This window comes from Pristimantibacillus sp. PTI5 (genome assembly GCF_048572955.1).
Taxonomy (GTDB): domain Bacteria; phylum Bacillota; class Bacilli; order Paenibacillales; family Paenibacillaceae; genus Pristimantibacillus.
In genome coordinates this window covers 5,893,475-5,917,513 of sequence record NZ_CP183886.1, presented here as the reverse complement: position 1 = coordinate 5,917,513, position 24,039 = coordinate 5,893,475, and the positions used below count along the sequence as shown (strand labels likewise).

Sequence of the window (24,039 nt, the reverse complement as noted above, 5' to 3'; positions counted from 1 at the left end):
CAGATCATTCGTCCCCGTCGCTGCTGTGGATCATGCCGAGCGTCAGCTCGCGCGCCTGCTCCAGCCAATGCTCCGGCAGCTCGTCCAAACGGCTTCGCAGGAGCCTTCCCAGCTTCGCATGGCCGGCAACCGGTCCGACCGCCGTTTTCGCGAAATCCCGCCACTGCTGCCGGTCTTGCGCCAGCTCTGAGCTGACGCGGTAAAGCTCTCCTGCAAAGCTGTCCTCCAACGCGAGCTCCTCCCAGTTCAGCTCAGCCCCGGTATTCGCTTCCATGCCGAACACATAGATCCATGCTTCGTCTTCGGTCATGCTTCTTGCCTCCTGCAGCTGTTCAAGCAGCGCCCGAACGACCCCGGGGTCCGAAAGCTTCTGATGCAGCGGCCCCCGGCCGTTCAAGATAAAGCGCAGCATGACCATCCGGCCTTCCGAATCCGCCAGAGCCCGCTCCAGCTCGGCGTCGAGCAGCCGAAGCAGTTCCTGCTCGGAGCTGATGCCGGTGACCGAGAAGGTGCTCTCAAACCATCGAACCTTATCCAGCGGCAAAAAAGTCATTTCAATCGCTTTGGCTGCCGTGACATCAACCAAATAACAGCCCTTTGCTCCCGTTTCACGCGGATTTCTTCCCTGCGCGTTGCCGGCGTATACCACATGAGGATACTCATGCAGCACCCTGCGATGATGGATGTGGCCAAGCGCCCAATAATCAAAGCCTTTGCCGCCGATCAGCTCGTCCAGCGCGCAAGGCGCATAAGGATCATGCGTACCGTCGCCGTCCACGTTGCCGTGCAGCATAGCGATATGGAACGGTGCCTCGGCTTGGATTTGGTAAGCTGCGGCCATATTCTCGGACACGACCCGCGTTCCGTAGGATCGTCCGTAAACAAAGGCAGCCAGCTCACCGCTTTTGCGGTAAGCCGGCCGGTATTCCATCTGGTCTGCGCCGAATATATGGACGTTAGGAGGCAGCTCTAATTTGGCCCGCGTTCCGTTCAGAGGGTCGTGATTGCCATGAATGACATAAACCGCGATACCGTGCTCCGCCAGCTTCTCCCATTCCCGAACGAGCATTAGCTGAGCTCTAAGCGAGCGATCGGCCTCATCGAACAAATCGCCGGCTAATACGATAAAATCGACCTCTTCGCTTATCGCGGCTTGCGTAAGCCTTCTAAGCGCGTCGAAGGTTGATTCGGTTAAAGCCTCCCGAACGGGCCGAGGTGCTTTGGCAAGCCCGCGAAAGGGGCTATCCAAATGCAAATCTGCTGCATGTATGAATCGAAACGGTACTGACATCCGATAACCACCTATTCCGATAGAATGAGCCGCTATTCCGGCTTCATGCCGATATAAACTTTTTTCAGCTGAGCGATGACGCGTTGAAGGGAATATACCTTTTTCGCCTTTTCCGATCCGGCTCTTGCAAGATGGTAGCGGTAGGAAGGATCGGTTACGACCTTCTCGAGCGCATCAGCCAGCGCTTCCGGATCCTCAGGCGGAACCAGCAATCCGTTGACTCCGTCCTCGATTTGCTCGGCTATCCCGCCGACATTGGTGCCCACCAGAGCAAGCCAGCAAAGAGCAGCTTCCGCAAACACCGAACCAAATGCCTCCGCTCGCGAAGGCAGGACGAACACGTCAAAAAACGGCATGAATTCTTCCGGGTGCAGCATGTAGCCGTAAAAGATAATGTCGTCATACAGATCGAGCTCCACCGCTAACGCTTCAAGCTCCTCGCGAATGGGTCCGTCCCCGATGATATGAAGAACAAACGGATGCCCTTTCTGCTTCAAAGCCGCGCAAGCATGCAGCAGCACATCGAGCCCTTTGGCAGGAACGAGCCTGCACACTGTAATCAGCTGCGTTACCGCGTTTTCATGGGAAATCGGCTTGAATCTTTTTTCGTCAAAGCCGTTTGGTATGACCTTAATCCGCTCGGGCTGCTTGATATGGGGAGCGATGTATGTACGAAACGATTCGGATACCGTAAGCAAATGATCCGCTTTCGCCTCCAATTCTCCGTAAAGACTCATCAAAAATTGATGCTCCGGCCCGCCTTCCTTGATTTTCCCGTTCAAAATAAGCTCGCGCTCATAGCTGGAATGGATGGTTACGGCCAGCGGCGTGTCCGGAAACAGCTGCTTCATGACAAGCGCAGCGATCGGATGATGGGCATGTATGATATCGTACGGCTTTTTAATGCGCATTTTCGTCCACCATACGTAATCTTTATAGGTTTGTATATATTTATCAACCATTGCGTTCCCGCTGTATACCGTATGATCGAAGGTCTGGAATTTGACCTCCTCTTGGCCTTTTCCTCTAACCCGCTTGGGAAGGGAAAACAACTCCATTTGCCAACCAAGCTTAATAAATCTATCTTGAATGTACGGGATCATGGAAGAAACTCCGCCCGGCTGCTCCGGTGGGAAAAATAAGGCTTGTAAAATATTCATGTGTCCCATCCTTTCGAGGTGTAACTTGTAACAGGCATCCCAACTATTCGTTCACCGTAAAACATGATATATTAGAACATATGTTTCTGTAAAGCAATTGCAATCATTCCTAGATAACGGTGGTTAACTCATGTCAATTACACAATGGCTTTCAGGCCCAAACGGACTGCTGCTCTCTTCATCGGCTGTTATCGTCATCCTTGTTTTAATGCTATTCATGTCGGTAAGGCTATCAAAAAGCTACCGCAATAAACGAATTTACAGTCTGCTTATTACAGCTATCCCTCTCATAATCGTCAAACAATGCCTGCTTGCCGTGCTCGCTTATCCGGGCTGGTCGCTTCCGCCCTATCTTTATCTAAGCTTTTCGGTGCTGCAAATCATTTCTTTTATTATTATAAACTTTGTTTTCATGAAATTATATACTCACCGGACTGCCCAGCTTAAAGTCATACCCTTTATCATTATGAGTATGTTGGCGCTCATTGTTGCAGGCATACAATTTGCGGTTATGCCAGCGCTCGGGACGGCTGTCCATTCGCAATCTCTTACCTTTCCCGCGCTCGACTTCTATGGGCTGATTGTCATCTTCATGATCATGCTCGACACGAGAAGCGCGGATATGAGCCCCAAATATTACGCCAGCTTAATTGTATTTTTTGCAAGCGAGCTTGCAAGGCTCGCGGATGCTTATGTATTTCACGGCTCTTTAACTTGGCTGGTATCGGCAAGCCAGCTGCTGCCGGTCGTATATTACACGCTGTTGTTTATTCTGTTGTTTGAATGGGTGATCGAGCGCCTTATGTTTACCTATCAATCCTCGATCATGGACGGCTTGACCGGATTATATAACCGGCGCCATTTTTATTCCAAAGCGGAACATCTGCTTCAAAGCAGCAAATCCATGGCGATTATTTTTTGCGATATCGATAATTTCAAGAAGCTAAACGATACGCATGGACATCTTAAGGCCGATGCCGTTCTGAAGCAGGTTGCGGAAATTATCAAGGAAGAATCAAGCGGGATTGGCTCTGCTGGACGTTATGGCGGAGAAGAGCTGCTTAGCTGCATCAGCTCCGAGCGGGTAAAGCCGGAGATCGTAGCCGAATCGATTCGGCGAAGGGTCGAACAGGAGACCATAGTTACCCTTAGCATCGGATTTAGCACATCCAAGGAAAGTAAAGCCGTGCAAGAAATGATTAAACAAGCTGACGAAGCCATGTACCGCTCGAAATCCACGGGCAAAAACAAAGTAACCCCGTTTAAATTCGCTTCCCCGCATAGAAAAACGCTTGCTTAGCCCCTTGCCTTCTGTCCATCACGCCATTATGTTTCACGCATGCGGATGGACAGAACGGTATTTCTTATTTCAATGATAGAAGAAAGCAGCTTAGTCCTTATGGCTTGGCATAATCTGTTTTAGGAAATTGTTCATTAGCAATGGGAGAGAAATCAAGATCGGGGGATCATCCGCGCGCGGCGAATGTAGGGTAACCTTCTGGCGCGGGACAGGGAAATGCGGCGTAACGACGATAGGCTCCTTCGATCTCGTTCGCAGCGTCGCGTGCGGAAGCAGCATGTCTTTGGCACTCATGCTCCAAGAAATCGAGGTCGCCATCAAATAATAGGTACCCGGCTTCACCCCTGTTAAACAAAACTCCCCTAACGACGACACAAGCGTTCCGTAAAGAGGCAGCCCCTCGGGAATGGGTTTGGCAAACAAGCCGATAAGGACGAAACCGTCGAAATCCGCTTCGGCATGAATGCTCCCCTCTATCCGATCATGCCGCTGATCCGGCAAATAAAGCGACCGCCATCCGTCCAGCTTCTTTAATGCAAGCAGCTGTTGATCAGCCTGCAAAGCCGAATTCCGGAACTCTGCCGGCGTTACGCCGACTCTTTCCGTAAATCTGGAGGTGAATGTACCCAAGCTCTGTTGACCGATCTCCAAGCCCACATCACGGATGCTTAGATTTGTTTGCAGCAGTAAATCCTTAGCCTTCTGCAACCGATGGGCGGATGCGTAATATAACGGCGATAAGCCGGTTCTTTCTTTAAAGATACGCGTAAAATGAAAGTTGCTGTAGCCAGCGTATCCCGCTAACCGGGACAAAGGCAGCGGTTCATAAATATGTTCATGGATATAGGCGATAACTTCGTCAATTTCTGTATAGCGATCGGTTACCAATGCTGCTTCCTCCCGTCCTTGGACAAGCGCCTTCACGAATAATAGAACTAATGTTCGTATTTATATTAGCATGGTTCGAGTCATTTTGAAACCGTTTTTTTGTAAAATAATAGAAAATGCAGCCCGATATTTCGCGGCTGCATTTTTCTTATTTTCAGGCAACCCTAAGCTTCACCGCCTGGATATAACGTAGAGCTGTAAAGCCGTTTCGGTTGGGCCAGCTGCTTTCCGCTTGCCGCGTACGTTTTTATATCTATAAAGGAACTGGAATAAATCGAGGCGGTAAAATCATCATATAGGATCACCTGCTCCGTTCCAGTTCCCAGCAGGTCCGCATGCACGGCGTACCCGTTCGATGGAAATCGAACCGCTTCGTTCATGTGCCCGTCATATAAAGCCGGATACACGCCGCCGCCTCGGCGGTAGGCAAGAATATAATCCGGAGCGCCCGGCTCCCAGCCTCGCAAGGTTTCGATGATCGTAAGCCAGCCGTCCGACTTGCGGTCTTCCTTCCAAAGCTCTTTCCCCTCTGAATCGAGCAGGAACATGGCGTCCTTGCCTTTCTTCCCAAGTCCGTCATCCTCGCGGACAAGACGGTCCAGCCCTGCGATTTGCATACCCGGCAGCTCGGGCCGGAAACGCCCTAACGCAATATGCTGGGATTCGATTGATCCGTCATGGCGCCATAGCTCCCGGCCCTCCCGGTCGTACATGACCGTTACGCTTCCGCCGATCACAAGTTCGGGCACGCCGTCGCCGTTTACGTCGCCAACCCAAATGCAATCGGCGTGGTCGTCCAGCTCCTTGCAGCTCCAGAGCAATCTTCCTTGGGCGTCAAGCAATTCATAACCCGCCATCACCTCGTCTTTTCCGTCCCCGTTCACATCATATACCCACGGAAAATGGCCGGGATTTCCCTCATAGGTCCACAGCGGTTGGAAATATCGATCCATTGCCCAAAGCTTATGGTACCGATCCTTCAAAATGATGTCCGTCGGCCGGTCCCCGCCAGACAAATTCGCAATGATAATGCAATCATGGGCATGGGGGTCCGGAAGAGGATGGCTTTCCTTCTTCTTTCCTGTAGAGCCATCCAAAAAGCAGAACCGGTCCTCCATGACGCAAAGAATTTCCAGCCTACCGTCGCCGTCAATATCATAGATTTGCGCGGGGTAGTCTGATCCTTGGCTGCCTGCTTCCGTACTCGGTTCCCCTGATTGCCATAACAGCTGCCCATCAAGGTCGTATGCGGTCAGACACTGCACCTGATGGGGAATGTACCGCACATCCTGCCGATTATCCGGCTGTACAAGCAGCAGCTCCATTCTGCCGTCCCCGTTTAAATCGCCAAGCAGCATCTTGCATCGCGGTCCCGCTGCGCTAATATCAATCACGCCGATCTTTACGGCATCTGCGGTTTCTCGTATCATCATGTCTCCTCCAAATCGATGAAAGCTTATTATTCGGTTAAGCCGTACACCTTCAGGTTCGCGTACTCGGCGATAAACGGCGACATTTGCCGAAAGCCTATCTTTCCTGATCCGAGCGGTGGACCGTAAGCTCCATCATCCTCCCAAGCCAATACCGGCAGCCCGTTGATCGAAAAATCGATGCGAGAGCCGCGCAGCTGAAGACGCAGGCGGTAGAAGCCGCTGCAGTCCGCGACCGGGGGCAGCGGGTCCGCTCCCTGCGCGACGAGGTGAAAGCCGTAGCTTTTGCGCAAATTGCAGGTATGGAAAGCCCGTTCCTCCGGCCATCGCCTGCGATAGTAGGAGAGATGATAGGCATCAAGCTCTCCATGATGGTACTTCTCGTATTCACCGGTTCGCGGCTTAAAAGAAGAGTCAAACAAATCAAGCCCGTTTGCTCCGCTAGCCGCGAAAAAAAGAATAGCCAGACCCGGCTCCCGAATCGGCCTAAACTCCCATTCTACCGCGATGTCGCTCGGAAAGTTTACCGGGCACCACAATACGAAGTTGGCTTGCTGGCCTTCTTCAGGCTCCAGCACGCTTTCCATACGAAGCTGTCCCTTCGGGAATGTCATGGCCGCCTCGCCTTCCAGCCGGAAGCCCGACAGATCCTCCGGCCTTCTTAGCGGATTGCTATAAAGCAGCTTCCAATCAGGAGCTGCCATTATTTCACCTCTGCCGCTGCGTTCATTTCAGCCACTGCTGCTTCCAGCCGTTCGCCAATTAACTCTAAGCTGATGATTGTATTTAATGACCACTGCGCCGCTTCATTCGTATTCATCCAATCTACTTCATTAAGCTCTACGACATAAGTAACCGTTTCCGATGCCTGCTGAAGCTTGACCTGAGCGAACGGGTTCTCAAGCAATATTCCCCAAACCTGTTTGGCGGCTGCTGCATCCTGTTTATAAAAAGCGCCAAACGCTGCAATCGCGGCGCTAAGAACGGGATGTCCGAAGTTCTGGTGGCTGATCTCGCCGCCCGTTATCCGGTCCTTCTCTTCTTGCGGCAGGTTATAAAAAACGCCGAAATCCGCCAGCATCGCTTCCCACTCCGGATCCTTCAGCATGGCGGCCAGCTCGAACCAGACCTGGGGAGCACCCATGCATATCGCCAAATGCCGCCCCCAATTATCGTCGCCAAGCGACGACAATATACCGGTCTCAGGATCATAGCCATAGGTAGGACCGGAAATAAGCCCGAATTTCGCCTGCTTGACGCATTCAATCCCAACTAGAATTTTATCGCGGTAGGATTCATCCTCGAAGCGCTCCCACCTTGTCATCCAATTCGAGCTGAAGGCTGCCCAGTCCGGCCCGATCCGGATATGGGTCTTGTGCTCGTCCTTCGGAAAATAGGCACGCATCGGGTCCAGGCTTACGGTCGAGAAATCCGCATCCTTCACCTCGTCCATAAGATCTCCGATGCGATCATCCGCGGTCAAATAATAATAATAACGATGCAGCCCCGCCATGGCGATCCGCGCCTCCTTGCAGCCGCAGCCCCAATGAACGACGTTATGCCTCGACCCGAGCCCCGCATATTCGCCAAAATGATAGACATCCACCTCGCTCGTATGCCTTGTCATCGCTTCCGCAAGCCGGAAGATATCCTCCCTGCCCGAACGGAGAAACATGACCCACAGCCACATGTTCGGCGCCAGCTCGGTATTCTGCCAAGCGCAGCCGCCCAAATCGTAATTCCACACATGTCTAACCGGATCATAGCTGTGCATGAAATCACCGTAATCCCAAAAGCCATACCATTTCCTCTGCTCGACCTCGGCCTGGTAGAATGCGATGATACCGTCCAGCTGATCCTCCAAATGCGCTTTTGAAGGCGTGCTGCGGTCCGGCAGGCTCCACAAGCCGAACGCGCGGGTCTCATGTAGATAATCTGATTCACAGACGAGCATCGCTGGCGCGGCGGTCTGCTCCTGCATGGCTAGCAGCTGCTCCGGCTTAGGCGTTTCCGCGGTGCACCAGAGCATCAGCTCGCTCGTATTGGCAATTCCGTACGGCGTTGCTCTCAGCTCTTCCGCTCCTTCATAGGAGGACTCGACATGCGTCTCCGTGTCGTAATGACGAAGATCCATCGCATCCCCGTCCGGCGACCAGAACCAAACGGTCAGCTTAGCTTCTTGGCCTGCGCTGCCTCCAATCTCCAGACCGGATGGATGCTTCTCCCAGAAGCTCCGCAATCCGGCTGCCAAGCCGCCTCCTTCGCTGCCGACATAACCGAGGCCGCCCGCCCTTTTTCCTTCTGCCGCCTTGATCCAGCAGCACTCGGCCTTCGTTCGTTTCCATATCCCGTAATGGTCGGCGGAGCGCTGCACGAGTTTGAAATCATCCCACACAGCCGAATCATCCAGCAATCCTAGAAAATACTGATCCTCCTCGGCATCAAAAGCTACTTGCCCGCCTTTTGTTTGCTTCTCGAAAAGCTCCCTGTACTTTCCTTTCGTACGCCTCGTATGCAAGGTTTTCGGCGATTCGCTAAAAAAACCGCTGTCGCCGGCAAGCCTGACATGGCGGTTATATAAAGGTCCTCTCATTGGAACGGTGAACGAGATGCCTAAAGCTTTTATATAATCCGTATGGGGATTGCCGTCATAGTGGAAGCTGTGAACGATCCGGACCGTTTCGAGCCCGCCATAGACATAGATGCGAAGCGAAATCGGGAGCCACTGCCTCGTACCGGATTCCGAGCGATGCCTTCCTTCCAGTTTAACCACGGCTCTTACCGGCCCGCTTTGCTCGACGATCGCTTTATGAAAGCTGCAGGTGAAGCTTTCCTCCCGGGTCGTCTTGACGCCGGAAACAGCGCTGCGGCTTTCTCTGATCGACACGAGCTTGCCACCGCTGCATAACAAAACCCCGTTTCGGCGGATTCGGTCTACTACCTTATCGCCTTGCTTAGGCACGACAACCTCTATGACACCGGTATTCAGCACGATAGATTCATCGGTTTCCCGCACGGTAACGGAACAGCCCGGTTCCGTCTCGTTTCCTTTAACGACCTCTAGGCCGCCCAGGCCGGATGCCATGGAGACAGCGGTATGCGCAGACCATTTGACGCTGCCGTCAGGCCAATAGGCGGCAGGCCAGCTTTGCATCGCGACCTTTTCATTGGTCTCTTCCTGCCGAAGGACAAGCGTTTCCTCCCGTTTCAAAACCCCTTCCTTCCATGGAATGCCAAAGGTTACGCCTACCGGGGCCGTCACCTTATTTTTTAACCAATGCAGCTTAACGGATACGGGTAATGACATCGTAAAAAGCCTCCTTAGAATAGCTGGGTTTGCTTGAAGCGTACCACCTATCCTACTGAGGCTTTCGTTTGCTAACAATGAGACATTTTTGCTTGCCGCCGTATGCAGGCTTGCACATTTTTTATGTTTTTGCACTTTATTGCTGGCCTTTATTTCGCCTGGCTCAGCTCACGGTATCTCGAAGGAGTCATTCCCTCCAGTTTTTTGAATATCCGGTTAAAGTAACTATGCTGATAGCCGACCTGCTCGGCGACGTCATTTATTTTGAGTCCGGATTCGCGCAGCAGCTCTTTTGCCTTTTCCATGCGGAGGCCGGTTAAATAATCAATAAAGTTTTTCCCCGTCACCAGCTTAAACGATTTGCTTAAGAAAAACGGATTGGCGCCAATATGGTCCGCGCAATTGTCGAGGGAAATGTCCTTCATGAAATTTTGCTGCATATAAATCATCGCGTGCTCGATCAGCCTTTTCACCTGAGCGTCTGATCGCCCTCCGAGCTCTTTCATAAACGGCGAGCACACCCGTTCTTGAAACCACGTCAAAATAAGCTGCGGCTCGCGTATTTGCGAGAGCTGCTCATACAGATTCACGCACTTGAACAGCCTTGTCGGCTGTATGCCGGATACCATGATGGCATGCTGAACGCTCCCAAGCAGGTGGAGCATGCCCTGCTGCACATCAATGGCCTTTGCTCCTTTGCAGGATAATGCTTCAAGAAAAGCGCGCAGCAGCTCGTCCGCTTCCGCTTCCTGCCCCGTTCTCAGTGCCTGAATGAATTCCCTCTCCAAGGTAAATGGATATTGCGGCTCATCGCTGCCAGCGCCTTCCGCGTGCAGCTTGCCGATATCGATCAGCTGATTCTCGTTTTCGACGTTTCGCTGGCTCGCCGCATGCTTCACCCCTTCAAAGGATAATGGGATGTCGGCGATAGCATCCGTCGGTTCGCTAACGGCAATCGTTAGGCGCATGTTCAAAATATGATTGACCGCATGCGTGAGCTCTGTGCCAAACGTCTGAAGCGACTCGGCATAGGAGGTTTCCTTCGGCACGATCAACAGCAGTCCTGCGGCGAGATCATGGAAATTTATCGTTTTGCTTTGTTCGAAATGCTCCGAAGCGAACTCCTCGATCATATTAACTGCCGCGAACGTGACCAGACCCTCGTCGCCGTATTTAAACTTTCCTTCCAGGCTGGCCATTCCCGTTAACTGCATGTATACGACGATAAACCGGTGATGATCAACCTTCCATTTATAACGTTCCATCCTGCCGAGCAAATCCTCTTCCGAATAAGCGAACAAGTAGCCCTGCAGCAGCTGATGCAGAAAACTTTCCTTAACATAGGGGAGCTGCTCCGAAAGCTTCGAATGCAGCTCCGTGCTTTCCCTGCTGAGATGCTGCCATTGGCGCTCGATCAGCGAGAATTCATCGCCCTGCTCCTGCGGCAGCGATTTGCCTGCGGTAAGCAGGGTCAACAGCCGGTTGACAGGGGAATAAATCGTCCGCGAAGCAAACCAAGCGAGCAGCGCAGCCAGCAGCAAAGCGCTAAGGCTAACCGTAAAAATGATTTTGGATATAAATACGACCGGCTCCGTGATGCTCGTAATCGGAGAAGCGGAGACATATGTCCAGCTGTCTGCGATTCTTGAAAATTTGCCATAGGTCACGGTGAAGGTTGCTCCCTCCCAGTCGAGGAAAAAGGAACCGTCTGCTTGTCCCTTTGCAGCGATTTCAGCTTTTAGCGCAGTAACGAAGGACGATTCATGGGTACTGCTGCCCGTAGACGCAAACAGAGATCCGTTGTCCTGCAGGAAAAAGGTTTCGCCCCCGTCATACGGAGTCATCGTGCGAAGCATATCTGCAACCTTTTCCTTATCGAGACGGATAATTAACGCTCCGAACGGCTTTAAGCTTCCCCCTGGGATATAATGAACCAGCGTAAGCTCCTTGTTATCGGGACGCTGAGGTTCAAACGACATTTCGGTCCAGTACGTTACTTTATCGGAATCCAGCAATCCCTCGTAAAGCTCACGATCCTGCTTATTCGTAAGAGGAGCGTATTCCGGCTCGAATAATACAGGCTCCTTGTCTCCGCCCAAATAAAGCTGTACGGTCTTGTTTATCGTATTCGAGCCCTGCATGACAAGCAGCGTCTTCGAAATATCTCTCGCCTTCTCGAAGTCTTGGACGAAGTTGCGGCTTTCGAGACTGTAATCGAATTTCGAGTCAAAAGCCCAATGCGAAAGCGTCAGCTCCAAATTCGTCAACTGCGTATCTATGTTTCGGGCTCTCTGCTCGATTTGCTTATTGTGCATTTGCAGCAGCTCGCTCTCCAGCCGCCCGCCTGCGATTCCGTACACAAGCGCGCCGGTTATCAGTCCAGGAATGCTGGCTACAAGCAAAATCATGATTAAGCTTTTTCTGTAAAAGCGGCGCTTCGTGCCGTTTTTCGTTTTCTTGCCAGCTATGAGCTTTGATTTCAATTCCTTCAGCATATTCTCACCAACCGAATCTGAAATGTATTTCCCATCATGAGCCTATTAATGTAAACGCATTCAATTCCATTGTCCAAGAATATATCGCAATGAGGAAATGAACAAGACCTTATTTTCCTTCTTTCCTAGTTCTTTCGGATTATGCCAATAGACAGAGACCCGCTTTTTTCAAAGCGGACTCTGTCTATTATACTGCGCTGTTTATTTGCTTGCCGCGTAAAGCTCATTCATTTCTTTGATCAAATCATCGCCGCCGTTTTTCTTCCAAAGCTCGATGGCTGCCGCAAAGCCCGCCTCGTCGAGCTGACCAACGATGAATTTAATGCGCGCGTCGTTTAATATATTATCAAGCTGCGCGCCTTTTTCGGTGTAAACCTGGGAGATGAACGGTTCTGCCGGATTCGTGACGATATATTTCTCGTTCTCCTTTTGCAGCTCCGTTTGCTTCAGCCTCAATGGCGTTTGCTTCACCTTTTTCGAGCGGTCCTCCGGAATAAAGGTCAGCATTTGATTAAGTCCCTCTACTTCCGACTCCAGAAGCACGGTATCCTTGCTCATGACGACCGAATCCTCTTCGATCGTGTGATGCTTTCCTTCGAGGCCGTAACCAAGCATCGTTTGCAGCTCCGGCGCGTTCAGCTGATCTATGAATGCCAGAACACGCTTCAGTTCCTCTTCCGTCTTCACCGACGATTTCGGCACCGCGAGCATGCCTGCGAAGCCTGAGGTCGGCAGCGTATGCAGCACGCCTTCCGCATCCTTCACCCCGCTGAATACATCCATGAAATGCTGATCCGGCTGATCCTTCCCTTCCGCCGCAAGCGCCGCATGGATCTTGTCATCGACGCGGGCAGCGCCGTCTATGACGTCGATAATGACGCCAGCCTGATTGTTGACGAGCGGATCGGTCCATTTTGCGGAATCCATAATCGCAAAATCCTGATTGATCAGCTTCTCGTCATACAGCTTTTTCATAAATTTCAAAGCCTCTAAATACTCCGGAGTCATATGCTCGGGCACAAGCTTGCCATCCATTTCACCCCATTTATTCGGTGCGCCGAACCATAATTTTATGTTATCGAAGCCGCTGGACCATTGGCCGGTCCATTTCACAAGCACAAGGCCGTATGTGTCCGCCTGGCCGTTTTTGTCCGGGTCCTTCTCTTTAAACGCTTTCAACATATTATAAAAATCATCAATCGTCTCCGGGACGGTAAGCCCTACGTTATCCAGCCAGTCCTTCCTGTAATAAACGCCGTTTCGCCCGAGCGCGCGGCCGCGGTAAATGCCGTAATTTTTTCCCTCGATGGTGGAATTGTTCAAGATAACGGGATTGGCTCCGCTTAGGTTGGGATAGTCCTTGAGATAGCCGCCCAGCTCCCAGAAGGCGCCCGATTTGGCTGCATTCACGAAGCTTGGCGATTTCACGTCCGGCACATACATAATCGTCGGGAGCTTGCCCGATGCCAGCGTGATATTGAATTTATCCACATAGGATGCATTCGGCACCCACTCGAAATGAATGTCCGTATTCGTGCTCTTCTCAAGCTCCGCCGCAACCGGACTGTCATCCTTCGGATAGTTCGTCTTGAAAATCGGAAGCATGATGCTCAGCTTCAGCGGAGCGGTTTCCCCGCTGCCTCCGTTTGTCGGCGCCGTATCCGGGGATGCCGCAGGGGCCACCCCGTTATCCGCTCCGTTATTTTGCTGCGAACAACCGATAAGCGTACCTGCGGCAAGCGTTCCGGCCAGCAGCAGCGAAGCCCATTTCTTCCCTTTGTTCCGAGTTCCTTTCATGCATGTACCTCCCTTAGATATTTGTATTATATCGTAAAACCGGCTGCCTTCGGTCAATCCCCATCCGGCAGCCGGAGGTTACCGGGTTTAACCCTTGATCGATCCAATCAGCACGCCTTTGGCAAAATGCTTCTGGAGAAACGGGTAGACCATCAAAATAGGTACGGTACCAACGACGATGACGGCCATTTTGATCGATTGGTCCGGCGGCTTGACGAAATTCGGATCCATGGAATTCAGGTCGCCTGCCGCTGCCTGCGACAGCAGCACGATTTGACGGAGGAGCACCTGCAGCGGCCATTTTTCAGGATTGTTGATATAGAGCAGCGCCGCAAAAAAATCATTCCAATGCCCTACCGCATAAAACAGCGTAAAGGTTGCGAGTACCGGCTTCGAAAGCGGGAGCACAATTCTCCAAAGCAAGCCAAGCTCCGTACAGCCGTCGATCTTTGCAGCCTCTTCCAGCCCTGGCGGGAGCTCCTGGAAAAAGTTTTTGACGATGATCAAATTAAACGCGCTGATCGCTCCCGGCAAAATAAGCGCCCAATACGAATCCAACAGGGAGAGCTCGCGGATGACCAGGTAAGTCGGAATCATCCCGCCGCCGAATAGCATCGAGAAAACAACCAGGTTAAGGACCGCATTCCGTCCCATCAAGCTGCGTCGAGCGAGCGGATAAGCCATCGTAACGGTGAAAAACAAATTGACCGCCGTTCCGATAATCGTGACGTACATCGATACCCCGATGCTTTTCAGAATCGTATTGGTTGAAAAGATAAACTCGTAGGCTGCTATAGAGAATGTTTCCGGTATGAGGAATACCGCGCGTTTCGTAAGCTCCGCATCCGTCGCAAAGGAGCCGGAAATGACATAAATAAACGGCAGAATCGCCGCAATGGCGAACAAGCCCAAAAAGAGATAGTTAACTACGTCAAAAATCGTACCCGAAACCGTTCGATAGGTTTTCGCCACAAGCCTTCCCCCTCTCTCCGGGCCCGTTAATAGAGTCCGGATTGTCCGAATTTTTTCGCCAAATAGTTGCTTCCAAGCACGAGAATGACGCCGATAATCGATTTGAACAAGCCGACCGCCGTACTGTAGCTGAAAGCCCCCTGCGTAATCCCCATCATGTAGACGTAAGTATCGAATACCTCGGCGACCTCGCGGTTGAGCGGGTTAAGCAGCAGATAAATCTGCTCAAAGCCGTTCTCAAGCACGTTACCCATCCGAAGGATGAGCAAAATGATAATCGTGCTGCTGATTGACGGCAGCGTAATATGCCAGATTTGCTTCCAGCGGTTAGCCCCGTCCATGATCGCCGCTTCATATTGCTCGACATCGACGGCTGCGAGCGCCGCGAGGAATATAATCGTTCCCCAGCCGCATTCCTTCCATATCGTCTGCAAAATAATAATCGGACGAAACCAATCCGGACTCGCCAAAAACTCGATTTTTTGACCCGTATACGCATAAATCAGTTCGTTGACCGGACCGCCTGCCGTGGTCAAAAATACATAAGTCATACTGGCTACGATAACCATGGAAATAAAATGCGGCACGTAAATCATCGTTTGAACCGAGCGTTTGAAGAAAGCGATCCTCACCTCATTCAGCAGTATCGCTAAAATGATAGGCGCCGGGAAGAAAAACAATAAATTATAAAAGGATAGGAGCAGCGTATTACGCAGAAGCATGAAGAACTCAGGGTTCGAGAAAAACAACCGAAAATGCTCCACGCCCACCCATTCGCTGTTCCAGAAGCCTGTATAAGGCTGATAGTTTTTGAAGGCGAGCAGCACGCCCCACATTGGAACATATTTGAAGAGCAAAAAATACAGCAAGCCTGGCAGCAGCAGAAAATAAAGCCACTTGTCCTTTTGCAGCCTGCGCAGCACGTTCGGCCGGTAGCCGGAAGATGGCTTGTTTACATTTGGGGCTGCAACCTGCTTCATAATCGTTCACCTCCGGATGTCGTTCATCGCCTCGTCGGCGGTGTACACCCATTATGCAAAGATCGGTCATTTTCCGGCAATCAGACATTTTGGCGCCCGGTTTATAAGGACTTTTGCGATGCCGCGCAAGAAAGTGCAAAGCCGGCAAAACTATCTTAAAGCCCATGTCAGGCAAGCCAATAAAGTCTGGTTGCAGGTAATCCCCACGTTTCTTACAGTAGTAAAAATGAGAGGGAGAGGATGGTCGGCATGCGAAGTAAAAAACTTTATCACGGGGCCGCGTGGTACCCGGAGCTCTGGGAGCAGGATGTGCTGGAGCAGGATATGGACCAAATGCTTGCGGCAGGCATCAATGTCGTTCGGATCGGAGAATTTGCTTGGTCGACCCTAGAACCAACGGAAGAAAAGATAGACCTCAGCTTATTTGTCTCTACCATTCAGCGGCTTTACGAAAAAGGCATTGAAACCATCATGTGCACGCCAACAGCCACGCCGCCTATCTGGCTGTCGCATGGCCACCCGGAACGCATGTATGTAAATGAACGCGGGGAAACGATGGGACACGGCTCCAGGCAGCATGCCTGTACGAATAATGCTTATTTTCGCAAGAGAAGCTCTATTATCACGGAACATATCGCGCGTGAGGTCGGTTCGCTGCCCGGGCTCATCGGCTGGCAGCTGGATAATGAATTCAAAGCGCATGTGTCCGAATGCATGTGCCTTAGCTGCCTAGGGCTATGGCATCGCTGGCTGGAGGAACGGTATGGCGATATCGAGGATTTGAACGATGCTTGGGGAACGCAAATTTGGAGCGAGCGCTACACGGCGTTCGAAGAAATTCCGCAGCCCGGCCCTGTCCCTTTTCTGCATCATTCCTCGCTTAAGACGATGTATCAGCTCTTTTCAATGGAATGGATTGCAGATTTCGCCAAGGAGCAGGCCGATATCATCAGGCAATATTCGAATGCGCCAATTACGCATAACAGCAGCATCGCCTTTCATGTGGACAATGAACAGCTGTTCCGTCATCTGGATTTTGCTTCCTATGATACCTATGCATCGGCAGCCCATTTCCCCGCTTATCTGATCAACTGCGATTTGTGGAGAAACGTAAAGCGCGGCAAGCCATACTGGATCATGGAGACAAGCCCCTCTTTCAGCGGTTCCTTGGAGAACTATGCCGTTCCGCATCCAAGCGGCTACGTCCGGGCGGAAGCCGTTGCAGCCTATGCGCTTGGCGCGGGCGGCTTTTGCTATTGGCTGTGGAGACAGCAGCGCGCGGGGTGCGAGCAATTGCACAGTTCCGTATTAAGCGCATGGGGCAAACCCACCATCGGCTACCCGAACGTGCTGGAGGTGACCCAAGCCAAAAACGAGCTGGAGCCTATTTTGCAGGCGAGCGAGCCGATCCAGGCCGAGGTAGCGCTGGGCTTCTCCGACCGAGCGAAAGCCTATTTTAAGACAGAGCCTATGCGTAAACTGAATTACCGGGGTTTAATGACCGAATTTTATACGCGCTTGCTTCATATGGGCATTCATCGCGACTTACTGACGGAGGGCGCCGGTTTAGAGGGCTATCGCGTTCTGCTTACGCCCTTTATGCCGTATGTATCCGCCGATTATATGCAACGGGCTCTCGCTTTCGTCAGGGAAGGCGGAATCTGGATCGCAGGCCCGCTAACGGGTGGAAGAACGGAGCAGCATACGGTTCCAACGGATGCCGCGCTCGGAATGCTGGAGATGGAAGCGGGCGTCGAGACGGTGTACACCTATCCCATGGATGATACAGGGGCGATGGGTCAAGCCTTCGGCTGCACGGCCCCGCTTGGGATGTGGAGCTCTTTATTCGAACCGCGGGAATGGAATGCCACAGCTGTGGGGTCGGTCGCAGACGGACTGACTCCGGGCGCTGCCTTTCTGACGGAACGGCAATACGGCCGCGGAAAGCTAGTATTGCTGGGCTCGATGCCGCTGGGCGAAAACGGGGATGCCATGCTGAAGAAGCTGATCGACCGTTATTGCAAAGAAGCCGGGGTCACCCTGCGAACAGATGTGACACCCGGTACGGTCGTAGCGCCTAGAAGAGGCGACGGCGTAACGTTCTGGATCGTTATTAATATGAACGGCGCAGGCGGCAGCGTTACGCTTCCGGCCGGAGGAACCGACGCGCTTACAAATACGTATTTGCCGCCTGGCCGGTTAGATATCGGCCGATACGAATACCGGGCCATCCAATTCGAAGGCAGTCTTTAGCAAGGTACCGTCAACGCTTTGTGACAATCGGCTTTTCCAGCGCGTAAAGCTCGTCCTCCAGTGTTTGCATGCGCTCGAGGACCGCTTTACGCGCATCGTTTATCGCGTGATTATACAGATGCGGCCCGATTTCTTGTATCATAAAATCAAGCAGCTGCTCCGCTGCGATCGAACCGATCGTCTCTGAACGCTCCAGCTCGAAATAGTTCTGAATGCTCGCGGCCAATTGCTCCTTCTGCTCCTTAGGCAGCTTCATCATTAGCATGGTCTCACTCCTCCAATTGTCCTTGAAGCACCGTCACGGCTTGTCCCGACAAATAAACACGCTCGCCCTCCGGTTTTACTTTTACGATACCGCCGCGCTCGGAGGCTTGGTAGCCGACCAGCTCTTGCTTCCGAAGGCGCTTCGCCCAGTAAGGCGCTAGCGCGCAATGGGCGGATCCCGTTACAGGATCTTCATCACATCCGGTGCCTGGATAAAATGCCCGCGATACAAAATCATAAAGCGAGCCTGACGCTCGGCTCGTTACGATGACGCCGCGTGCATCCAGCCTTGCAAGCAGCCCAAAATCCGGACGCAAGGTTCGCAGCGTCTCTTCGCTGTCTACCTCAACGAAAAAATCCATCCGGTTTCGGCCAACATAACGCGGAATGAGTCCAAGCCCTTGAACGAGCTCCTCTGGCGCAACCGCGGCCTCCGGCGGCTCGGCAGGAAAATCCATCTCGATCCAATCACCACCGAGTTTTGCCGTCAGAAGCCCGCTTTTCGTCATGAAACGTGCCGTCTCCCCATGAGGCAATCGGCCAGATTCCCATAAGATATGCGCTGTCGCAAGCGTAGCATGACCGCATAAATCCACCTCTACGGTCGGCGTAAACCAGCGCAAGCCATAGCTCCCTTCACCCGGAACTACAAAAGCCGTTTCCGGTAGATTCATTTCCGCAGCTACCTGCTGCATCCAGCTTTCTGACTGCGGCTGCTCCAAGAAACAGATTGCAGCCGGATTTCCTTTGAAGCGTTCCTTGGTAAAAGCATCTACGAGATATAAGGGGAAGCCCATTCTTTAACCCATCCTTTCTTAATCCACAGGTATCCAAAACCGGCCAGTACTGCGCCATAAATAAGATGGCCTGTTATCCACCAAAGCAAAGCAGTAGTATCAGCCGAGGATGGCACTCGCTCCGACAGCTGTGTCAGAGGTATCCAGGTACAGCAAGCAATGGCTAGGCTCATTCCCAATCCGAGTCCGAGCGGAGATTTCCAAATCCGCAGCAAAACCAAAAAAAGAATGCCCAGCGGCAGGGCAACCATCAAATGCAGGGCAAATTCCGCCAGCTCGGTCATAGGATGCGGCAGCCATTGTATAAAATCCACATTCAAAAGAAGCACGTAGATTGCCGTTCCGGTCAGGTTACCCAGCAGCTTCATTGCAAGGCCAAGAGCCGTTCCGCTTATTAAGCCGGCTAACAGCCCAAATCGCAGCAACGGAATTCTTGGTCTTTTTTGCGTATGTAAACCATCCTTACCCAACCATCCATTCACGGCGTCAACCTCTCGCTTCCTCAAACAAAAAATGCCTGCCTTCGCAAAATGAGGGGTATCGAATGTCAGCCATTCCATACGCCTTTCATTTGCGCGCAAGCACTTCATATAGGTTATCCTTTGAGCGGAATGAGCAGTTCGACCGGCTCTTCCTCCAAATGATGCTCATCAATATAAAATATTTCCAGAGATACCGCATTTTCCTGCTTCTCTAGCTGCATCTCATTGATCCAAGCGTGCAGCAGCTCATATCCTTCGCCTATTCTTTTGTTCGAGCAGGCGACCATCGCGTAACGATGCTCGGGAATGGTGAATTGAACCATGCCTGGCGGAACTTCCTCCAGATGCTGGACCTCGCAGCATGCCCAGTAGGTAGCAAACACTTCATTTCCGAAATACGGACTGTACAGCACCGTAGATTTGACTAAGTCGTTCAGCTCATGCTTGCGTGTCAAAAACTCGGTTTGCAGCCTGATCGCTTCATCCGGAAAGGTTGAATACGGACCGCAATAGCTAATTCCCGCCAAATGCAGCGCAGGCTTTGTTACGATTGAGCAGTTTTCCACGCGATTTCCTCCTTCGGTTGTATCAGGACTTGTGCGCTAGGATGAGCTTTCTCTGCTCATAGTGTATCATGTTTTGCAAGGATATGGATAGTTGTTTACATTTTAATCATCCTTTGTGCCAAATTTGGCTTCTTGCTAAATAGAGCTTATTCCACTTCCAACCTTTTCATGAATTCTTCCACGGCGCTGTAGCCCTGCTGCTTCAAGTACCAATTGTTCGCTGCCGCTTCGATCAAACCCGCAACGTCCCTTCCCGGCTGAAGCTGAATTTCGATATGCGGTATTTGCACGCCCATATATTCCGTGAACTTAGGCTCAAGCTCCAAATCATTGTTCAGCTCATTGTCCCGCCACTTGGTGAGCTCAATATCCAGCACGATTCTCGTCTCATCCTGGAAGGCTTGCCTTCCGTATAGTCTTACGACATTTATCAGCCCGATGCTGCGCAGGGCAAGAAACTCCTTCGTCGTTTCGTTATGCGTGCCCAGCAGCGTCCTCGAGCTCAGCTTCTTCAGCACGACGATATCATCCGCAACCAATCTGGAGCCCCGCCGAATCAAGGTATGCGCCGTTTCGCTCTTTCCGATGCCCGATTTGCCGCGGAGCAAAATACCGATGCCCGACACGTTCAAGCAGATGCCGTGAATGGAAATTTCCGGTGCCAGCGTCTTTAGGAGATACGCATCCAGCATGCCTAGAAACTGCGCCGTCACAACGTTTGTCCGCAGCAACGGGATGCCTTCCTGATCGCAATATTTGGTCAAATACTTCAATCCTTCTTGGCCAGCGGTTACAACGAAACACGGCGGATGATATTTGACGATATTGCCAATATGATGATTTCGCTCAGCCTCGCTTAAGCTATGTAAATACGTAATTTCCTTCTTGCCCAAAATTTGAATATGCTCCTGCGGGAAAAAATCGAAATAACCGACAAACTCGAGACCTGGACGGTAGGCTCTTGCCTTAACAATCTGCCGATCCAGCTGGTCGGCTCCCGCCAGTACCTCTAATGAAAATTGTGCCGCAAGCTCTCGGATCGCTATGGATTTCAAGGCGCAGCCCCCTTTGCTTTTATGATCTCCGTTCGTTATAGCTTACCACATCTGACGGCTTTCCCTTCGGCTGTAACCAAATCGTCATCATCTAAGAACCCGTCGAGCGATAATGCCGAACACCAAAACGCCATACTAACAGACAGGGGATGATGAAAAGGATGCCAGCAAGCGGTGACAGCATATACGGCAGCGCATGCCCAGGCGCCTTGCCCAGCAGGTAAAGCAGAGGCAGGTAATTGACGCACCCGAACGGAATAATGAACGTGAAAAATCGTTTTACCCATTTCTGATAAATATTAAGCGGATACTGCGCCATTTCCCGGCCGCCGTCCGTGAATATATTGGCAATCTCTAGCCCTTGAACCGTCCAGAAGCACATTGCCGCAGCAAGCATAAAGATTCCCGTAAAAATAAATACGCCGCTCGCGACCATCAACAGGAGCGTGAGTATTTTGAAAACCGTCCAATCGATAGAGAGCCTGCTGACTGCCCAGCTTAAAATAATTACGCTTTGCAGCAGCCTGCCAACGCGGGTGAATTCGAACTTCGAGCCGAGCACCTGGAGCACCGTGCCGCGCGGACGGACAAGCAAGCGGTCAAAATCGCCGTTGCCGACCAAGCTGGAAAACGAATCGAAGCCGCGGGCGAAGCATTCGCTAATGGCAAACGCCATATGAATCACCGAGAAGCAAAGAGCCACCTCGTGGAAGCTCCAGCCCTTGATCTGTCCGAAGCGTTCAAACATGAAATACAAGCCCGCAAATACCGTAAACGGCACAAGAAATTGCCCGAAGGCCAGCAGCCAAAACGAGGTTCTGTATTGCATTTGTGATTTGAATAGGATACCGATATATTTTCCATACAAACTCATATGGGCTACCCTCCTTGTACGACGACTTTGTTTAATGCTTTGGCCATTGCGAATCTGCCAAGGCTTAACAAAGCAACGAACCATACGAGCTGGATGCCGATACCGATCAGCGCTTCTTCCTTGGAGATATGACCGGAATAGACGCGGAAAGGAAAGTCTGCCGTCCAGCGGAACGGCAGCACGTAGACAATGTTTTGAAGCCAAGAAGGCATAAGCGGCACCGGGATGACCATGCCAGCCAGAAACTCCCCGATTACGCCGAACATGAGAAGCGAACCGGCTGGACTCAGCGTCACGAATACGGAGATATACATCAGCATGGAGAGCGTAACGATCATGAGCAGCCCGAGCAGCAATGCAATGATAAATAAAACAAAAGCCGCGGGGTCTGATGGGAGCGGCATCCGGTAAGGCTGCGGCAAGAAGAAGGCAACCGCCAAAATGGGAAGGCTCCGCAAAAGTGCGCTCGCTAGCCGCTGCGCAAGAAGCTTGGCATACCACAAGCCGTAGATTCCATTCGGCCTGCAAAGCTCATAGGCAATGTTGCCCGTCGTTATCAGCTGGAACAGCTCGTTATCACGGAACCATAACATGACAAAGGCCAAAAAAGCCTGCTGCAGCCACACGTAGGTGATAAGCTGCGACAGTGATATCGGAGTTTGGACGGCAGTGTTACTGTAGAACGCTTCAAATACCATAATGATGACGAAGCCCCAGAAAAATTGCGTTGCGATCCCCGCAAGCGCGGCGGTTCGGTATTGTAATCCGTTCTTCAGCCGCAGCTTGAAAACCGAGACGTAGGCCCGCATTATATTTGATGCTCCTTATACAGCTCTACGATCATGTCTTCAATGGGCAGCGTGTCGATCGTCACGTCAAGCAGATCAACCTGCTCAGACAAACGGATCAGGATCTCGCTTATGACGATCTCCGCCGTATCGACGCGCAGCACGGCCCGCTCGGGCGACCAGGACTCCACCACCGCTCCGTCCAACCGCAGCGGCTCCGGATGGTGATTGTACACGACCGTCATGGTTTTATGCGTGCCGAATTGATTGCGTATCGCACTCAGGCTGCCGTCATACAGCAGCTTCCCTTTGCCGATAAGAATGATTCGATTCGCCAGCGCTTCGATATCGTTCATGTCATGCGTCGTCAAAATAACGGTAACGCCTTTTTCTTCGTTTATTGTCCGGATGAAGCGGCGAACGGCTATCTTGGACACCGCGTCCAAACCGATGGTCGGCTCGTCCAGGAACAGCACGCTTGGACTATGCAGCAAGGAAGCCGCAATTTCGCAGCGCATCCGCTGTCCAAGACTTAGCTGCCTAACCGGCATCTGAATAATTTCCTGCAGCTCCAGCGTTTCCGTAAGCAAAGCCAGCGTGCTTCTATATTCCTGCTCGGGCACCTTATAAATATCCCTGAGCAGGTCGAACGAATCGATGACCGGAACATCCCACCACAGTTGGGAACGTTGGCCGAATACCACCCCGATATTTTTCACATAGGCAACCCGGTCCTTCCAAGGCGTATACCCCATAACCGTACAAGTGCCGCTGTCCGGCACGAGTATCCCGCTCATGACTTTAATCGTCGTGGATTTCCCCGCACCGTTCGGCCCGATATATCCGACGATCTCGCCCGGCTCAATCGTGAAGGAAATATCGTTAAGCGCTTCCACGATTTTGTATTCCCTTCTGAATAATGCTTTCACCGCTTGTTTAACGCCCGACGAGCGTTTTGCAACCTGGTAGGCTTTGCTTAAACCATGGACTTTTATCACGCCTGTTACCTCCGCACAAGATTTGAGAGGGAAATATTAACATCAAACCTATGTTGTGTCAATCCTTTTTCCAACACATACTACCCGGAAAAGAAACTGGAAGGGAGTGATCATGTTGGATAACAAAAACGATAAAAATAACTATCAACCCGACATTACGAACTATGACTATGTTTGGGGAAGCGATCAGGATCAATACGTGAAAGAAAAGCCACCGGCTGAAGAGTCTGCCAAGCAAGCTGCCGACCAGGAGCAGGAATAAGCAGGAACCCCCGCGTCTACAAGCTTTCTTGTAGACGCGGGGGTTCTTTTTTTAGAACGATAGGAGCGACGATTACTGCA

Annotated in this window: 21 protein-coding genes; 3 read left to right on the top strand and 18 right to left on the bottom strand. The window is 51.7% G+C overall.

Translation table 11 applies throughout. The features are described from left to right. Positions 1-4: 4 nt before the first annotated feature. Together ACN6MW_RS26070 and ACN6MW_RS26065 are read right to left on the bottom strand one after the other, a co-directional pair. Positions 5-1,291: a metallophosphoesterase family protein gene (locus tag ACN6MW_RS26070; RefSeq protein ID WP_419872754.1), complete on the bottom strand. Its 1,287-nt coding sequence runs from the start codon at positions 1,289-1,291 to the stop codon at positions 5-7. A gap of 32 nt (positions 1,292-1,323) precedes the next feature. Further along, a complete protein-coding gene (locus tag ACN6MW_RS26065; protein ID WP_364141403.1) occupies positions 1,324-2,451 on the bottom strand; it encodes a glycosyltransferase family 4 protein in 1,128 nt (375 codons plus the stop codon). 130 nt (positions 2,452-2,581) lie between these two features. Between ACN6MW_RS26065 and ACN6MW_RS26060 the strand changes: the two genes are divergently transcribed. Beyond that, entirely contained in the window at positions 2,582-3,751 is a 1,170-nt protein-coding gene (locus ACN6MW_RS26060) for a GGDEF domain-containing protein (RefSeq protein WP_419872753.1), read from the top strand. A gap of 90 nt (positions 3,752-3,841) precedes the next feature. Here the strand turns inward: ACN6MW_RS26060 and ACN6MW_RS26055 are convergent, their stop codons facing one another. The 8 genes from ACN6MW_RS26055 to ACN6MW_RS26020 form a co-directional block, all read right to left on the bottom strand. Beyond that, positions 3,842-4,639, bottom strand: a complete 798-nt coding sequence (locus tag ACN6MW_RS26055; RefSeq protein ID WP_419872752.1) for a helix-turn-helix domain-containing protein — start codon at positions 4,637-4,639, stop codon at positions 3,842-3,844. Between the two features lie 164 nt (positions 4,640-4,803). Then, positions 4,804-6,072, bottom strand: a complete 1,269-nt coding sequence (locus ACN6MW_RS26050; RefSeq protein ID WP_419872751.1) for an FG-GAP-like repeat-containing protein — start codon at positions 6,070-6,072, stop codon at positions 4,804-4,806. 26 nt (positions 6,073-6,098) lie between these two features. Beyond that, positions 6,099-6,773, bottom strand: a complete 675-nt coding sequence (locus ACN6MW_RS26045; protein ID WP_419872750.1) for a DUF1961 family protein — start codon at positions 6,771-6,773, stop codon at positions 6,099-6,101. After that, positions 6,773-9,376 (bottom strand): hypothetical protein, encoded by a 2,604-nt coding sequence (locus ACN6MW_RS26040; protein ID WP_419872749.1) that lies wholly within the window; start codon positions 9,374-9,376, stop codon positions 6,773-6,775. The genes ACN6MW_RS26045 and ACN6MW_RS26040 overlap by 1 nt, the downstream gene beginning before the upstream one ends. A 149-nt stretch (positions 9,377-9,525) precedes the next feature. Further along, entirely contained in the window at positions 9,526-11,871 is a 2,346-nt protein-coding gene (locus ACN6MW_RS26035) for a helix-turn-helix domain-containing protein (RefSeq protein ID WP_419872748.1), read from the bottom strand. A 201-nt stretch (positions 11,872-12,072) separates the two neighbouring features. Next, positions 12,073-13,668 (bottom strand): extracellular solute-binding protein, encoded by a 1,596-nt coding sequence (locus ACN6MW_RS26030; protein WP_419872747.1) that lies wholly within the window; start codon positions 13,666-13,668, stop codon positions 12,073-12,075. 87 nt (positions 13,669-13,755) lie between these two features. After that, the gene (locus tag ACN6MW_RS26025; protein WP_419872746.1) at positions 13,756-14,640 is read right to left on the bottom strand and encodes a carbohydrate ABC transporter permease; all 885 of its coding nucleotides are present in this window, start codon (positions 14,638-14,640) and stop codon (positions 13,756-13,758) included. Positions 14,641-14,666: 26 nt separating this feature from the next. Further along, a complete protein-coding gene (locus tag ACN6MW_RS26020) occupies positions 14,667-15,620 on the bottom strand; it encodes an ABC transporter permease (RefSeq protein ID WP_364141423.1) in 954 nt (317 codons plus the stop codon). A gap of 249 nt (positions 15,621-15,869) precedes the next feature. Between ACN6MW_RS26020 and ACN6MW_RS26015 the strand changes: the two genes are divergently transcribed. Then, positions 15,870-17,873 carry a beta-galactosidase gene (locus ACN6MW_RS26015; RefSeq protein WP_419872745.1) on the top strand — a complete coding sequence of 668 codons (2,004 nt, stop codon included), beginning with the start codon at positions 15,870-15,872 and terminating at the stop codon, positions 17,871-17,873. 10 nt (positions 17,874-17,883) lie between these two features. Here the strand turns inward: ACN6MW_RS26015 and ACN6MW_RS26010 are convergent, their stop codons facing one another. The 8 genes from ACN6MW_RS26010 to ACN6MW_RS25975 all read right to left on the bottom strand — a co-directional run bounded on the left by ACN6MW_RS26010 (position 17,884) and on the right by ACN6MW_RS25975 (position 23,697). Further along, positions 17,884-18,138, bottom strand: a complete 255-nt coding sequence (locus ACN6MW_RS26010) for a DUF2164 domain-containing protein (protein WP_419872744.1) — start codon at positions 18,136-18,138, stop codon at positions 17,884-17,886. Positions 18,139-18,142: 4 nt separating this feature from the next. Beyond that, positions 18,143-18,934 carry a PhzF family phenazine biosynthesis protein gene (locus tag ACN6MW_RS26005; protein WP_419872743.1) on the bottom strand — a complete coding sequence of 264 codons (792 nt, stop codon included), beginning with the start codon at positions 18,932-18,934 and terminating at the stop codon, positions 18,143-18,145. After that, positions 18,910-19,416, bottom strand: coding sequence for a hypothetical protein (locus ACN6MW_RS26000; protein WP_419872742.1), 507 nt, complete (start codon positions 19,414-19,416; stop codon positions 18,910-18,912). Before ACN6MW_RS26000 ends, ACN6MW_RS26005 begins: the two co-directional genes overlap by 25 nt. A gap of 113 nt (positions 19,417-19,529) precedes the next feature. Further along, positions 19,530-19,982 carry a GyrI-like domain-containing protein gene (locus tag ACN6MW_RS25995; protein WP_419872741.1) on the bottom strand — a complete coding sequence of 151 codons (453 nt, stop codon included), beginning with the start codon at positions 19,980-19,982 and terminating at the stop codon, positions 19,530-19,532. Positions 19,983-20,128: 146 nt separating this feature from the next. Beyond that, positions 20,129-21,037, bottom strand: a complete 909-nt coding sequence (hprK, locus tag ACN6MW_RS25990; RefSeq protein ID WP_419872740.1) for an HPr(Ser) kinase/phosphatase — start codon at positions 21,035-21,037, stop codon at positions 20,129-20,131. A gap of 91 nt (positions 21,038-21,128) precedes the next feature. Beyond that, positions 21,129-21,911 carry an ABC transporter permease gene (locus ACN6MW_RS25985; protein ID WP_419872739.1) on the bottom strand — a complete coding sequence of 261 codons (783 nt, stop codon included), beginning with the start codon at positions 21,909-21,911 and terminating at the stop codon, positions 21,129-21,131. A gap of 5 nt (positions 21,912-21,916) precedes the next feature. Next, the gene (locus ACN6MW_RS25980; protein ID WP_419872738.1) at positions 21,917-22,720 is read right to left on the bottom strand and encodes an ABC transporter permease; all 804 of its coding nucleotides are present in this window, start codon (positions 22,718-22,720) and stop codon (positions 21,917-21,919) included. Then, entirely contained in the window at positions 22,720-23,697 is a 978-nt protein-coding gene (locus tag ACN6MW_RS25975) for an ABC transporter ATP-binding protein (RefSeq protein WP_419872737.1), read from the bottom strand. The genes ACN6MW_RS25980 and ACN6MW_RS25975 overlap by 1 nt, the downstream gene beginning before the upstream one ends. Before the next feature lie 112 nt (positions 23,698-23,809). Between ACN6MW_RS25975 and ACN6MW_RS25970 the strand changes: the two genes are divergently transcribed. Next, positions 23,810-23,959, top strand: a complete 150-nt coding sequence (locus ACN6MW_RS25970) for a hypothetical protein (protein WP_419872736.1) — start codon at positions 23,810-23,812, stop codon at positions 23,957-23,959. Positions 23,960-24,039: the final 80 nt, after the last annotated feature.

What these genes read in the sequence shown, in the direction of transcription:
- ACN6MW_RS26070 (WP_419872754.1), bottom strand. Translation starts at nt 1,291, where the DNA reads ATGTCAGTACCGTTTCGATTCATACATGCAGCAGATTTGCATTTGGAT.
- ACN6MW_RS26065 (WP_364141403.1), bottom strand. Translation starts at nt 2,451, where the DNA reads ATGAATATTTTACAAGCCTTATTTTTCCCACCGGAGCAGCCGGGCGGA.
- ACN6MW_RS26060 (WP_419872753.1), top strand. Translation starts at nt 2,582, where the DNA reads ATGTCAATTACACAATGGCTTTCAGGCCCAAACGGACTGCTGCTCTCT.
- ACN6MW_RS26050 (WP_419872751.1), bottom strand. Translation starts at nt 6,072, where the DNA reads ATGATGATACGAGAAACCGCAGATGCCGTAAAGATCGGCGTGATTGAT.
- ACN6MW_RS26045 (WP_419872750.1), bottom strand. Translation starts at nt 6,773, where the DNA reads ATGGCAGCTCCTGATTGGAAGCTGCTTTATAGCAATCCGCTAAGAAGG.
- ACN6MW_RS26040 (WP_419872749.1), bottom strand. Translation starts at nt 9,376, where the DNA reads ATGTCATTACCCGTATCCGTTAAGCTGCATTGGTTAAAAAATAAGGTG.
- ACN6MW_RS26035 (WP_419872748.1), bottom strand. Translation starts at nt 11,871, where the DNA reads ATGCTGAAGGAATTGAAATCAAAGCTCATAGCTGGCAAGAAAACGAAA.
- ACN6MW_RS26030 (WP_419872747.1), bottom strand. Translation starts at nt 13,668, where the DNA reads ATGAAAGGAACTCGGAACAAAGGGAAGAAATGGGCTTCGCTGCTGCTG.
- ACN6MW_RS26020 (WP_364141423.1), bottom strand. Translation starts at nt 15,620, where the DNA reads ATGAAGCAGGTTGCAGCCCCAAATGTAAACAAGCCATCTTCCGGCTAC.
- ACN6MW_RS26015 (WP_419872745.1), top strand. Translation starts at nt 15,870, where the DNA reads ATGCGAAGTAAAAAACTTTATCACGGGGCCGCGTGGTACCCGGAGCTC.
- ACN6MW_RS26010 (WP_419872744.1), bottom strand. Translation starts at nt 18,138, where the DNA reads ATGCTAATGATGAAGCTGCCTAAGGAGCAGAAGGAGCAATTGGCCGCG.
- ACN6MW_RS26005 (WP_419872743.1), bottom strand. Translation starts at nt 18,934, where the DNA reads ATGGGCTTCCCCTTATATCTCGTAGATGCTTTTACCAAGGAACGCTTC.
- ACN6MW_RS25985 (WP_419872739.1), bottom strand. Translation starts at nt 21,911, where the DNA reads ATGAGTTTGTATGGAAAATATATCGGTATCCTATTCAAATCACAAATG.
- ACN6MW_RS25980 (WP_419872738.1), bottom strand. Translation starts at nt 22,720, where the DNA reads ATGCGGGCCTACGTCTCGGTTTTCAAGCTGCGGCTGAAGAACGGATTA.
- ACN6MW_RS25970 (WP_419872736.1), top strand. Translation starts at nt 23,810, where the DNA reads ATGTTGGATAACAAAAACGATAAAAATAACTATCAACCCGACATTACG.